At 69.7% G+C, this 12,992-nt stretch carries 11 protein-coding genes; 2 read left to right on the plus strand and 9 right to left on the minus strand.

The features are described from left to right. Positions 1-70: 70 nt before the first annotated feature. The 9 genes from ACFWJO_RS13520 to ACFWJO_RS13560 are packed head-to-tail and all read right to left on the minus strand — an operon-like array spanning position 71 to position 9,875. The gene (locus ACFWJO_RS13520) at positions 71-1,546 is read right to left on the minus strand and encodes a non-reducing end alpha-L-arabinofuranosidase family hydrolase (RefSeq protein ID WP_386864861.1); all 1,476 of its coding nucleotides are present in this window, start codon (positions 1,544-1,546) and stop codon (positions 71-73) included. Next, entirely contained in the window at positions 1,546-2,289 is a 744-nt protein-coding gene (locus ACFWJO_RS13525) for a cupin domain-containing protein (protein WP_386864862.1), read from the minus strand. Before ACFWJO_RS13525 ends, ACFWJO_RS13520 begins: the two co-directional genes overlap by 1 nt. Then, positions 2,286-3,146, minus strand: a complete 861-nt coding sequence (locus ACFWJO_RS13530) for a PmoA family protein (protein WP_386864863.1) — start codon at positions 3,144-3,146, stop codon at positions 2,286-2,288. Before ACFWJO_RS13530 ends, ACFWJO_RS13525 begins: the two co-directional genes overlap by 4 nt. Beyond that, positions 3,143-4,189 (minus strand): Gfo/Idh/MocA family protein, encoded by a 1,047-nt coding sequence (locus ACFWJO_RS13535; protein WP_386864864.1) that lies wholly within the window; start codon positions 4,187-4,189, stop codon positions 3,143-3,145. Before ACFWJO_RS13535 ends, ACFWJO_RS13530 begins: the two co-directional genes overlap by 4 nt. Continuing rightward, positions 4,186-5,226: an endo-1,4-beta-xylanase gene (locus ACFWJO_RS13540; RefSeq protein ID WP_386864865.1), complete on the minus strand. Its 1,041-nt coding sequence runs from the start codon at positions 5,224-5,226 to the stop codon at positions 4,186-4,188. The genes ACFWJO_RS13535 and ACFWJO_RS13540 overlap by 4 nt, the downstream gene beginning before the upstream one ends. 26 nt (positions 5,227-5,252) lie before the next feature. Beyond that, positions 5,253-6,689, minus strand: coding sequence for a glycoside hydrolase (locus ACFWJO_RS13545; RefSeq protein ID WP_386864866.1), 1,437 nt, complete (start codon positions 6,687-6,689; stop codon positions 5,253-5,255). Positions 6,690-6,725: 36 nt separating this feature from the next. Further along, positions 6,726-7,556 carry a carbohydrate ABC transporter permease gene (locus ACFWJO_RS13550; protein WP_386864867.1) on the minus strand — a complete coding sequence of 277 codons (831 nt, stop codon included), beginning with the start codon at positions 7,554-7,556 and terminating at the stop codon, positions 6,726-6,728. Next, positions 7,553-8,578 (minus strand): carbohydrate ABC transporter permease, encoded by a 1,026-nt coding sequence (locus ACFWJO_RS13555; RefSeq protein WP_386864868.1) that lies wholly within the window; start codon positions 8,576-8,578, stop codon positions 7,553-7,555. Before ACFWJO_RS13555 ends, ACFWJO_RS13550 begins: the two co-directional genes overlap by 4 nt. Positions 8,579-8,582: 4 nt before the next feature. After that, the gene (locus ACFWJO_RS13560; RefSeq protein WP_386864869.1) at positions 8,583-9,875 is read right to left on the minus strand and encodes an extracellular solute-binding protein; all 1,293 of its coding nucleotides are present in this window, start codon (positions 9,873-9,875) and stop codon (positions 8,583-8,585) included. A gap of 243 nt (positions 9,876-10,118) precedes the next feature. Here ACFWJO_RS13560 and ACFWJO_RS13565 point away from each other — a divergent pair, with 243 nt between their 5' ends. Beyond that, positions 10,119-11,132: a LacI family DNA-binding transcriptional regulator gene (locus tag ACFWJO_RS13565; RefSeq protein ID WP_386864870.1), complete on the plus strand. Its 1,014-nt coding sequence runs from the start codon at positions 10,119-10,121 to the stop codon at positions 11,130-11,132. A gap of 381 nt (positions 11,133-11,513) precedes the next feature. Continuing rightward, positions 11,514-12,956, plus strand: coding sequence for an endo-1,4-beta-xylanase (locus ACFWJO_RS13570; protein WP_386864871.1), 1,443 nt, complete (start codon positions 11,514-11,516; stop codon positions 12,954-12,956). The last annotated feature ends 36 nt before the right edge of the window (positions 12,957-12,992 follow it).

Below are 12,992 nucleotides of genomic sequence, written 5' to 3' on the forward strand. Positions count from 1 at the left end.
CGGGTGTATGTTCTTCTACTACCCACGCCCCCCCCACTGCGGCTCCGCAGCGGAGCCGGTCCTTACCTTGTCAGCGCTGCAGCGTCAGCAGGCCCGGCCGGTAGGGCCACAGGCCGTAGTCGCCGCCGGAGTTGGGATCGCGTCCCTGGTAGAGGAAGCGCAGGTTGCACGGGTCGACGGTCATGGTCTGGTCGGCGCTGGTGCGCAGGAGTTCGCCGTGGCTGATGTCGTTGGTCCAGGTGGCGCCGCTGTTGGCCTTGCCGGCGAACGGGTTGGTCTCGGTCGCGGCCTGGGGCGTCCACGAGCCGTTCAGGCTGGTGGCCGTGAACGAGCGGAAGTACCGGCCCTGCGAGCCGATCGCCTCGACGATCATGAGGTAGCGGTCCTGGCCCTGGAGCTTGTAGACCTGCGGGGCCTCGAACAGGTTGTTCGTCGTGTCGCTCATGACCGTCGTGTACGACGAGCCGAAGCTGCCCGGGAAGTTCCCGATCGGCATGCTGGCCCGGTAGATCTTTCCGTTGTCGCCGGCGAAGAACAGGTACATGTTCGTGCCGTCGGCGATGAGCGTCTGGTCGATGGGCCCGGTTCCGGATCCGGAGATGCTCCCGGAGAACAGTTCCTGCTCCGCCGACCAGCCGTTCGGGTTCGTGGGGTCGGTCGACGTGCGGTAGGAGAAGGCGGTCCTGCCCCACTGGTAGGCGAGCACCCAGATGTTCTTCGGCGCGAAGTAGAAGAGCGTGGGCGCGACCGTGGAGGTCGACATCGTGTTCTGGCCGGCCGAGGCCATCTCCGACCAGTTGGTGAACGGGGTGAAGTTCATCGAACCCCAGCCCGCTCCGGTGCCCGCGGCGCCGTGCGTCGTCGCGTAGACGAGCTGCCGGCCGTTGTGGGGGGCGACGGTGAAGTCCTTGAGCGAGGCCCATCCCGCCTTGGGCTGCGCCAGCGCGCCCGTCGACGACCAGCGGTACGTCGAGGGCAGGGCGCACGTGCCGGGGGTGCCGGCGCCGACCTTGACGAGCTGCCACTGCTGGTTGGCGCCGCCCCAGTCGTCGTACTGGACGACGTTCGCGCCGTCGGCGGTGGAGGCGCCCTGCACTTCGAGGGCCTTGCCGCTGTGGCGCGCGACGAGCCTCACGTGGCCGTCCGAGCTGTCGGCCAGCCGCCACTGCTGGTTGGTGCCGTTGACGTCGGTCCACTGGACGATCCCGGCGCCGTTGGCGGTGGACGCGCCGGAGACGTCCAGCACCTTGCCGGAGTGGCGGGACTTGATGCGGTAGTAGCCGCCGCCGGAGTCGACGAACTGCCATTGCTGCTGGTTCTGGTCGTTCCTGGTCCACTGGGTGATGCGGGCGCCGTCGCCGGTCGCCAGGTTGTAGACGTCCAGGGCCTTGCCGCTGTTGCGGTTGACCAGCACGTACCAGGCGTTGGTGTCGACGGTGGCCGCGGCGGCCGGCTGCGCGCCGAAGAAGGTGGCCAGGAGCAGCAGGGGCGCGAGGACGGCGAGCAGGCGTTTCCATGGGATCGGTGAGCGATGACGCAACCGCATCAGGCGTGCTCCTTCGAGGTGTGAGGGTGGGGTGGACCCGAGGGGCCGCGGGGCGGCCGCGTCGGGGAGTCGTGGACGGGATAGGTGTGCAGCCGGCCGCACATGCCGAAGAGCGGGTGCTCCGGGCATTCCCTTCGCGACACTGCGCCGTGGCCGAGGTGGGAGAGGTCTCCGGCCTTCAGCCGTTCCAGTTGCCGGCCGGTTTCGAGGGCGGCGGCCAGGGCGCCGTCCCGCCAGCGGATCCGCCAGTCGTCCAGGAGCCCGCTCTTCAGGCGCCGGGCCGCGGCGTGGAACTCCGCAAGTCCGCCTTCGCGCAAGGCCAGGAATCCCTCGAGCGCCAGGTCGCGGCGGCGGCGTGCCGCGGCGGCATGGTCGCCGGTCAGGGTGGCTGCCGCGTCGTAGGCGTTTGGATCGGCCAGTACGGGAGCGGGGAAGGTGAAGACCGCGTCGCCGGCCTCGGGGAGACCGCTGTTCTGCATGAGGACCAGGAGACGCAGGCCGCCGGCGTTGACGAGGCGGTGGATCGTGCCGGGGGTGAACCAGACGACGTCGCCGGGGTGCAGCGGGGTGTCGGCGAAGCCGGTGGTGGTGAGGGTCTGGACGCTGCCCGTGCCGCTGACGACGACGTACGCCTCGGAGCAGACGAGGTGCATGTGGGGCGTGCCTCCGCACAGCCCGTCGGCGGCCTCCCAGTCGTAGACGGTCAGGCCGGAGATGCCCACGCCGCCGGGAAGCCGGCTCACCACGGGTGTTCCGCGACGTACCGGGACACCCGTGCGGGCGTCCACGCTCCGTCGGCCACGACGATCCGGTAGCGACGCGCCAGGGTGTCGCCGGGGGCCAGCGGCAGTTCCTCGTCGAACGCCAGGGACGGGTTGACGGCGGGGATGGGCTCACCGCGGACGAACCAGTGGCAGGGGGCGTCCGGATCGTCCAGGAACAGGAGCGTGGAGGAGCGGTCGACCTCGTCGTGGCTGCCGACGAAGGCGAGCCATTCGCCCTTCTCGCCCATGCCGGGGCCGATCACGTGCCCGCCGGTGAAGGAGCGCGGGCCGCGCCAGAACAGGCCGGAGTATCCGGCGAGCTCCCTGCCCTGCGTGCCCGGGCTGCCGAAGACCAGGGCGGTGTCGTGGACGTTCGTGAGTGCGGTTCTGAACTCCAGGGTCCAGGAGTCGGCCTCGACGTCACGTGCGATGAGCATGCGGCGCTCGTCGATCCAGTGCTCCCCCGCCATGGTGTGCCAGGCCAGGTCCTCGGTGACCACGGCGCGTCCGTGGCCCGTCCAGGCGGACAGGGTGAGGCTGCGCATGGTGCCGAGGTTCGGCAGGTCGACGTAGCCCTGCCCGCGCAGGTAGGTGCCGCCGCCCCAGAAGTTCTGCCCCGACACCCACGACGCCGTCATCTGGACGCCCTTGTGCCAGCGGTGGTCGTGCGGGCGGTACCCGGTGACCACGTCGCCGGCGAGCGTGCGCACCGGATGCAGGTACGGCTTCGGCGCCTCGAAGGGGTCCATGACCGGCCGGTGCACGTAGCGGAAGAGGTCGACGTCACGGGCGCGGACGGTCAGCGCGTCCTCGTCCTCCAGGAGTTCGAAGGTCACCGGAACACCTCCGGGCGTCCCCCGTGGAGCGAGCCGTAGAACGGGTCGGCCGCGTCGATCTCCCCGCGCCGGACCGGCAGGCCGGTGATCGCGGCCTTGTACAGGGCGGTGACCAGCTCCATGGTGGTCCTGCCGAGATCGGGCCGGGTGCCCGCCTCGTAGCCGTCCAGGAAGGCGGCGAGCTGGGCGGTGTGCGAGCTGGGCAGGTCGTCCGGCGGCTCCCACGTCGCGCGGGGCGACCTGGCGGTGAACGTCCAGTCCGCGTTGGAGTAGCCGTACAGGTGCCGCAGCTCGACGGTGGCGTCGGTGAGGTCGAAGCGCAGATAGCTTTCCTCGCGTGGGGACAGGACGCTGTTGACGACCGTCGCGATGGCTCCGTTCTCGAACCGGACCAGTGCCGCGGACACGTCCTCGGTCTGGACGGGGCGATCGAGGCGGCCGGCCATCGCGCGCACCTCGGCCCAGGGGCCGAGCACGTCGAGCATCAGGTCCATCTGGTGGATGCCGTGGCCCAGCGTCGGGCCACCGCCCTCGCTCCGCCAGGTGCCGCGCCAGGGCACCTCGTAGTAGGCGTCGTCGCGGTACCAGGCCGTGACGCACTGCGCGACCAGCGGTCGTCCCAGCGTGCCGGCCGCGATCCGTTCGCGCAGGTGCCGGGCTCCGGAGCCGTACCGGTGCTGGAACACCGCGCCCGCTGCGGCGGGGCCCTCGGCCTCCTGGATGCGGTCGAGCTCGGCCAGCGACAGGGCCACCGGCTTCTCGCACCACACCCACGCCCCGGCCTCCAGGCAGGCCACGGCCTGTTCGGCGTGCAGGTACGGCGGCGTGCACAGGTGCACGACGTCCGGGGCCTGCTCCTTCAGCATCGTGCGCAGGTCGCTGTGGACCGCGGGGATGCCGTGCTCGGCCGCGAAGGCCTCGGCGCGCGCTGCGTCCACGTCGACGGCGGCCACGATCTCGGCCCGGTGTGCCTGCGCCCGGAGGGCCGGGACGTGGCAGATGCCGGCGATTCCGCCCGTTCCGACGATCGCCGTCCTGATCATCCGCCCAGCACCTCCCTGATCGCGTGGTAGGCGGGCTTGGGCCGCAGGTTCTCGTCGTAGGGCAGCGCGGCGCCCTCGCCGGGGAAGACGGAGGGGATCCACGAGTACTTGTCCGTGTAGTCCCAGATGGTGACGCCGACGCAGCGCGTCACCGCCAGGCAGGCCTTGACGTAGTCGGCGTACCAGGTGGCCTGGGTGGCGAGCTTGTCCGGGGTCGCCGGGAGGTTCATCCGGATGTCGAGCTCGGTGACGGCGACCTCCACGCCGAGGTCGGCGAAGCGCTGCATGTTCTGCCGGACGTCGGCGGGGAAGCCGTACTGGAGCGCCAGATGGCCCTGGATGCCGAAGCCCTCCACCGGGACGCCGTCGGCCTTCAGCTGCTTGATCAGGGTGTGGTAGGCGTCGCTCTTGGGATTGATCCCGTCGACGTTGTAGTCGTTGAGGTACAGCTTGGCGTGCGGGTCGATCTCGTGGGCCCAGCGCAGGGCGTCGGCGATGTAGCCGGGGCCGAGGGTCTTGTAGAAGAGCGTCTCGCGGTAGGTGCCGTCCTCGTTGAAGGCCTCGTTGACGACGTCCCAGTGGATCACCCGGCCCTTGAAGTGCCGGACGACGGTCTGGATGTGGTTCTTGAGGACGGGGCGAAGTTCGTCGGCGGTCCAGCTGCGCTCGGTGAGCCAGGCGGGGAGCTGGTTGTGCCAGATGAGGGTGTGGCCGCGGACCTTCTGGTGGTGGTCCTTGGCGAAGGCCATGACCTCTTCGGCGGCGGTGAAGTCGAAGACGCCGCGCTCGGGTTCGGTGGCGTACCACTTCATGGCGTTGCCGGGGGTGGTCTGTCCGAACTCGCTGCCGAGGAGCTTCAGGTAGGCGGCGTCGGTGAACTCGGGGTTGTCGGTGGCGGAGCCGAAGTACTTGTGGTGCTTCGCGGCCAGTTCGGCGAGCGTCCTGGGGCGTGGCTCGGCGGTGGCGGGCGTGGCGGCGAGGCCGGCCGCGAGGCATGCGGCGGCGGACAGGGCGATGAGACTCCGGGACATGAACATGACGGACTCCTCGGGTGCCGGACGGTTCAGTCGAGGACGATGGTGGTCAGCGCGCGGGGGGCGAGCTTCGCCGTGAGGGTCGTGCCGTGCGTGGAGACGATGTCGGCCGGGGTGATCGAGCGGGTCTGGTCGGTGACGTAGCCCTGGGGGTGCCGGTCGTGGCCGCCGCGGAGGGAGAAGGCGGCGGAGCGCTCGGTGGCGGCGGTGTTGAGGATCTCGATGACGCGGCTGCCGTCGCCGTTGCGGAAGGCCGTCACCTGGAGCGCCGGGTCGGCGTTCGTGACCGGCACGCGTACGGCGCCGGGGCGGATGAACCGGCTGAAGGCGGCCAGTGCCCAGTACCGCTTGGACACGCGGTAGTCGTCCCCGGGGTTGGCGAGCTGGATGAGCCCCCGGGTCGTGCCGAGGGACGCGCCGGTCCAGTAGACGTAGGCGTTGGCGTTGCCGGTGGTCAGGGTGTTCTGGATGTCGGCCGCGACGGTGAGGCCGTCGTAGCCGCTGCCGTCGTCCCAGTTCTCGTTCCAGGTGGTGCCGTCCGGCGACCATTCCGACATCCAGACGTGCTTGTCGGTGGGCTGCCGTACCGAGGTCGGACCGCTGTAGCGGTGGCCGCTGATGGTCCGCACCGCCTTGTCGGCCGCGGGGTCCGCCTCGATGGCCTCGGTGTAGGCGACCTGCCGGTCCCAGCCTGCGGCGTCGCAGCAGACCAGCTGCGTCTTCAGGCCGGACGCGCGGACGGTCGGCCCGAGCACCTTGAGGAGGTCGACGGCCTGCTGCGGGGTGAACCGCATCGAGGCGTAGGTCGCCTTCCAGTCGGGTTCGTTGGTGAATCCGAGGTCGGTGATCCCGATGCCTTCGCGCTGGTAGAACTTCACGTACTGGACGAGGTAGTTCGCGTAGGCCTGCCGCCATGCGGGCAGCAGCTCGCCGCCGTCGTTCTCGCTGCCGTTGGTCTTCATGAAGGCCGGGGCGCTCCAGGCGTCGGCGTAGAACCGTTCGACGCCGTACGCCTTGGCCTCCTTGGCGAGCCACACCTGGCCGCCGTCCCAGCCGTCCCACACGTACGCCGGCGGGGCGTCCGGCCCGCCGGGATCGGCCGGCAGGATCGTCGGCATGTGGTCGTAGACCCGGTCGGTCGACGACCCGATGCCCAGGCGCAGGATCGACAGGCCCGCGCCCTTGTCCTTGCTGAACAGCAGGTCGAGCACCTCGCGCCGCTTGGCCGGGCCGAGGCCGCGCGCGCCGTGCAGCAGGTCGGCCCGCTGGAAGGCCATCGAGAAGCCGAATCCGTCGATGGGCTGGAGTGCGGCGCGGAAGTCGATGACGGACGGCGCTGACGCGACGGCGGAAGGGGCGGTGGGCGCGGGTCGGGCGGGGTCGGCGGCGGGTGGGGCGAGGCCGGCGGCGGCCTGTGACGGTAACGCGGCTGTCAGCGCGAGTATCAGTGCGGTCAGTCGTTTCACAACGTCTCCTCGGGGGTGGAGGTGGCGCGGAACGGGTCAGCCCTTGGTGGCGCCCGCGGTGAGGCCGCCGATCAGCTGCCGCTCGGCGACGGCGTAGAAGGCGAGCGCGGGGACCATGGCGAGCACGATGTAGGCCAGGACGAGTGCGTAGTCGGTCGAGTACTGGCCCTGGAACTGCTGGACGCCGACCGGGATCGTCTGCCATTTCGGGTCGTTGAACACCAGCAGCGGCAGGAAGAAGTTGTTCCAGCTCGCGACGATCGCCAGCACCGAGACGGTGCCGAGCGCCGGGCGCGCCATCGGCAGCAGGATCTTCCAGAAGAAGCGGAACTTGCCGCAGCCGTCCATGACGGCCGCCTCCTCGATCTCCGCCGGGATGGTCCGGAAGAAGCCGCGCAGGATGATGATCGTCATGGGGAGCCCGAAGGCCGCCTGCGGGAGGATCACCCCGAGCGGGTTGTCGAGCAGGCCGAAGGTGCGCAGCATGAGGAACAGCGGCAGGACGGCCACCGCGAACGGGAACATCAGCCCGATCGTGAACAGCGTGTAGAACAACTCCCTGCCCCGGAAGGCGTAGCGGGCCAGCACGAACGCCGCCATCGCGGAGGCCGCCACCGTGCAGAGCGTCGTACCGACGGCGATGCCGGCGCTGTTGGCGATCTGCCGCCAGAAAATCGCGTCGCCGAGGATGCCCGTGTAGTTGGCGGCCCTCCACCGCTCCGGCAGCCCGAACGGGTTGCTCGTCAGCTCGCCGGTGCTCTTGAACCCGGAGATCACCGCGTAGATCAGCGGCACGACGACGAACGCGCCGATCAGCCAGACCACGGCGTGCAGCGATATTCCCCGTGCGGCTCTGCGGGCGTTCATCGGCCACCGCCCGTGGTGACGGCGCCGCTCAGGTCACGGCGGAGCACGTAGCGCTGGTAGAAGAGGGAGAAGACCAGGCTGATCATGAACAGCACCACGCTGATCGCGCTGGCGTAGCCGACCTGGTACCGCTTGAACCCGAACTGGAACATCGAGATCGCCATCGTCTCGGAGGAGTGGTTGGGGCCGCCCGCGGTCATGACCCAGACGAGGTCGAAGAGCTGGATGGACCCGATGATCGAGAGGAAGACACTGATCCGGATCGTCGGGCCGAGCAGCGGCAGCGTCACGTGCCGGAAGCGCTGCCAGGCGCCGGCACCGTCGAGGGACGCGGCCTCGAGGACCTCGGCCGGGATGCCCTGCAGGCCGGCGAGGAAGAGCATCATGTGGAAGCCGAAGTACTTCCAGATCATGACGACGAACAGGGTCGGCATGACCGTCGAGGGATCGGCGAGCCACCTGCCCTGCAGTCCCTCCAGGCCCAGGACGCCGGCGAGGTGGTCGGCCATGCCGTCGCCGGGCAGGAAGATCATCGCGAAGAGGACCGCCGTGACCACCTCGGAGAGGATGTACGGCGCGAAGAACAGCATCCGGTAGACGGCCCGGCCGCGCAGCCGCTGGTTGAGCAGGACCGCGGTGAACAGTGCGAACGGCAGCTGCACCGTGATCGACAGGACGATCAGGTACAGCCCCCGCCCCAGATCTCCGAGGAAGACCTGGTCGTCGAACAGCCTGGTGTAGTTCGCCAGGCCGACGAAGTCGTCCATGGGGCCGACCCCGCCCCACTTGAAGAAGCCGGTGTAGACGGCGACGACGATCGGGGCGAGGACGAAGACGAGGAAGAGGACGAGGGCCGGGACGAGGAACCAGGCGACCGACGCCCAGCTGCCCCATCTCCGCAGGAGCGTCCGGGACCGGACGGGCGGACGCACCGGTGCGGCGTCCTCCGTCCGCTCCCCGATCGGGTCCTCGGCCGGGCCCCCGGCCGGGCCCTCGGCCGGGTCCTTGGTGAGGGTGGACACGGAGCTAGGCACCCTTCGCAGCCTCGGTGATCGACGTGGTGACCTGCTCGGGCGTCTTCTTGCCCGCGATGAGGTCGGCGACGCTGTCGTTGACCTCCTGGCCGACCGCCGGCGGGTAGGCCTGGTCGAGGAACAGCTGGAAGCCCGTCGCATTGGAGAGGCTTTCGGCCACCACCTTCTTGTTGGCGTCGGTGAGCTCGCTCTCCGCGCCCTTGACCACCGGCAGGTAGCCGTTGGAGGCCAGCAGCTTGGACTCGTTCTCCAGAACGAAGAACTTCAGGAAGTCCAGCGCCTCCTTCGGAGCGCCCTTGCGCAGGGCGAAGCCGCCGCCACCGCCGAACACCTCGGTGACCCGGCCGACGCCGCCGTCGACCGTCGGGAACGGGAAGAAGCCCAGGTCCGCTCCGAGGTCGGCGCCCGCGTCCTTCTGCACCGACGGCGCCCACTGCCCCATCAGCTCCATGGCGGCCTTGCCGTTGCCCATGGTCGCCGCCTGGCCGCCGGGGGTGGCGTAGCCGGCGCCGAGGAAGGCCGTCTGGAACGGCTGGAGGTCGACCAGCTCCTTGAGGTGGGTGCCTGCCCGGACGAAGCCGGCGCCGGTGAAGTCCTTGGTGGAGGCGGCCTGTTGCAGGGCGGGCAGACCGGCGACGCGCATCGCGAGGTAGGCCCAGTAGTAGTGGCCCGGCCATTTCTCCTTGCCGGCGAGGGCGATCGGGGTGATGCCCGCCGCCTTGAGCTTCCGGACGTCTTCGAGGAACTCGGCCCAGGTGGCCGGCGGCGCGGTGATCCCGGCCCTGGCGAAGAGCTTCTTGTTGTACCAGAAGCCGACCATGCCGATGTCGTAGGGCACCGCGTAGGTCCGGCCGCCGAACTGGTAGGCCTGCAGCGAGACCGGGGTGAGGTCGGACGACCAGTCCAGCGCGTCGGTGAGGTCCTCGACCAGCCCGGCGTCGACCTGCTGCTGGAGCACGCCGCCACCCCAGGTCTGGAAGATGTCGGGGAGTTTGCCGGAGGAAGTGGTGGCGGTCAGCTTGGACTTGAACGCCTCGTTCTCCAACGAGGTGGTGTCGATGCGGATGTCCGGGTGAGCGGACGTGAACGCGGTGGAGATCTGCGGGAAGAGGGACTTGCCCGGTTCCGTCGTGGCGATGTTCCACCACTCCAGGGCGACCTTGCCGTCGGCCGTCCGCCCGGCGCCGGATCCACCGGATCCGCAGGCCGCGGCCATGGAGACGGACAGTGCGGTCAGGCCCGAAAGCGCCAGGAAGTTTCGTCGGCTCGGGAGGGTGCTGCTCATGGGACCTCCGGGGTGGGGATGCCGGTGATGTGCCCGAAAACATTTCGAAATACTCTCGAATTCTGTGCCGCCATAAGCTAGGAACGCGGGGCCGCCGGGTCAAGAGGTGTTGCTGATTTACCTGAAAATAAGCGGCTGTTGACGGGCTTGACAGGCAGGTTGAGCCGCCCGGAAACTCTTCGAAAGTTTGCGATACCTGTCGCCGGCCGAGGCCTTCGCGTACAGGGGAGCAGAGGAGTGAAGTTGAGCGAGCAGCGTCCGACCCTGGCCCTCATCGCCGCCGAGGCCGGGGTCTCCCAGGCCACCGTGTCCAAGGTGATCAACGGCCGATCCGATGTCGCGCCCTCGACGCGCAAACGGATCGAGGGCCTGTTGCGCTCTCACCACTACCACCCGCCCGGCCGGCAGGGCAGGGCCCGCAGATCGGGTCTCGTCGACCTGATCATCGGCGGTCTGGACAGCGCGTGGGCGGTGGAGATCCTGCGTGGCGTCGAGGCCGAGTGCGCCCTGCGGAGCGTCGGCACCGTCGTGTCCCTCGTCCCGCCGGGCGAGGCCACGCCGTCCAGTTGGGCCGCACTGCCGGTCCTGCACCACAGCGACGGGGTCATCCTCGTGACCGCCTCGGTCACGAAGGCCCAGCGCGCCCAGGTCGAACGGGCCGGGGTGGCCCTGGTCGTCATCGACCCCATCGACCTGCCCGGCAACGGCGTGCCCAGCATCGGTGCGACCAACTGGGCGGGCGGTCTCGCCGCCACCGAGCACCTGCTGGAGCTCGGGCACCGACGGATCGCCACGATCGGCGGACGCAGGGAGATGCTCTGCAGCCAGGCCCGCATCGACGGGTACCGGACCGCCCTGGAACGGGCCGGGATCGAGATCGACCGCGACCTGATCCGGTTCGGTGACTTCCAGCACGAGGGCGGGTTCCGGTGCGCCCAGGAGCTGCTCGCCCTTCCCGACCCGCCGACCGCCGTGTTCGCGGGCAGCGACCAGCAGGCGATGGGCGTCTACGAAGCCGCCCGGCAGCTCGGGCTGAGCATCCCGCAGGACCTCAGCGTGGTCGGCTTCGACGACCTGCCGATGTGCGAATGGCTGTCGCCGCCGCTGACGACGGTGCGTCAGCCGCTGGAGGAGATGGGCCGGGTCGCCGCCCGCACCCTGTTCCAGGTCATGGAGGACCAGCCTCTGGTCACACCGCGAATGGAGCTGTCGACCGAGCTCAAGGTCCGGCTCTCCACGGCCCCGCCCCGCAGCTAGGAGCACCCGGGGCGGGGGCCGCACAGGAGTGGCACCACCCGGGTGGGACGATGCCCGCCGAAAGTTTTTCGATGCCTTTCGGCATCTTTCGATGGCGATCGCGCCCTAGGGCGAGCATTTCTGAGACTCCTTGAGCAAAAACCTCGGGCCCGGAACGTCGAAAGATTTCGAAAGTCTTGACTTGTTTCCCCGAGGTTTCCACACTGAGTCCCGAGTCGGCGGCGCCCCTCCATCCGAGTTCCGGGTGCCGGCCTTGAACCGTGCCACTCGCCCCTGAACGCGGATCGCCCTGCGGACGTCGCCCGTGCGGGACGTCGCCGACGCGGATCCCACTCCGCCGCGCTCAACTCCTTCCGTGATGTCCGTCCTGGAGGTTCAGTCATGCGCTCACCTGCCGTTCCCCCCTCCACCGCCCGCCGCAAGATCAGCGGGCTGTGCGCGGCGCTGATCGTCGGCGTCCTCGGTTCGACCGCCGCCCTGGTGGCGCCACCCGCCTCCCACGCCGCCGAGAGCACGCTCGGCAGCGCGGCGGCGCAGTCCGGGCGCTACTTCGGCACCGCCATCGCATCGGGCAGGCTGGGCGACTCGGCGTACACGACGATCGCGAGCCGCGAGTTCAACTCGGTGACGCCCGAGAACGAGATGAAGATCGACGCCACCGAACCCCAGCAGGGCCGGTTCGACTTCACCGCCGGAGACCGCGTCTACAACTGGGCGGTGCAGAACGGCAAGCAGGTACGCGGACACACGCTGGCCTGGCACTCCCAGCAGCCCGGCTGGATGCAGAGCCTCAGCGGCAGCGCGCTGCGCCAGGCCATGGTCAACCACATCAACGGCGTGATGGCCCACTACAAGGGCAAGATCGCCCAGTGGGACGTGGTGAACGAGGCGTTCGCCGACGGCAGTTCGGGAGCACGGCGCGACTCCAACCTGCAGCGCACCGGCAACGACTGGATCGAGGTCGCGTTCCGCACCGCGCGCGCCGCCGACCCGGCCGCCAAGCTCTGCTACAACGACTACAACGTCGAGAACTGGACCTGGGCCAAGACCCAGGCCATGTACGCCATGGTCCGGGACTTCAAGCAGCGCGGCGTGCCCATCGACTGCGTCGGCTTCCAGTCGCACTTCAACAGCGACAGTCCGTACAACAGCAACTTCCGCACCACGCTGCAGAACTTCGCCGCCCTCGGCGTCGACGTGGCCGTCACCGAGCTCGACATCCAGGGCGCCTCGGCCACGACCTACGCCAACGTGACCAACGACTGTCTGGCCGTACCGCGCTGCCTCGGCATCACCGTCTGGGGCGTCCGCGACACCGACTCCTGGCGGGCGGAGCAGACGCCGCTGCTGTTCAACGGCGACGGCAGCAAGAAGCCCGCCTACTCCTCCGTCCTCAACGCGCTCAACGCCTCCTCCCCCACGCCCACTCCGACCCCCACGCCCGGTTCCGGGCAGATCAAGGGCGTCGCTTCGGGCCGCTGCCTCGACGTGCCCGGCGCCGGCACCGCCGACGGCACCCAGCTCCAGCTGTGGGACTGCCACGGCGGCACCAACCAGCAGTGGACGTACACCGCCGCCGGCGAGCTCAGGGTCTACGGCAGCAAGTGCCTGGACGCCGCCGGCACCGGCAACGGCGCCAAGGTGCAGATCTACGGCTGCTGGGGCGGCGACAACCAGAAGTGGCGCCTCAACTCCGACGGATCCATCGTCGGCGTCCAGTCCGGCCTCTGCCTCGACGCCGTCGGGGCCGGCACCGCCAACGGCACCCTGATCCAGCTCTACTCCTGCTCGAGCGGCAGCAACCAGCGCTGGACCCGCACCTGACACCCTGCGGCTCGCCTCACGCCGCGCCGAACAGCT

Origin of the sequence: Streptomyces sp. NPDC127092 (assembly GCF_042722475.1) — a bacterium.
Classification (GTDB): Bacteria; Actinomycetota; Actinomycetes; order Streptomycetales; family Streptomycetaceae; genus Streptomyces.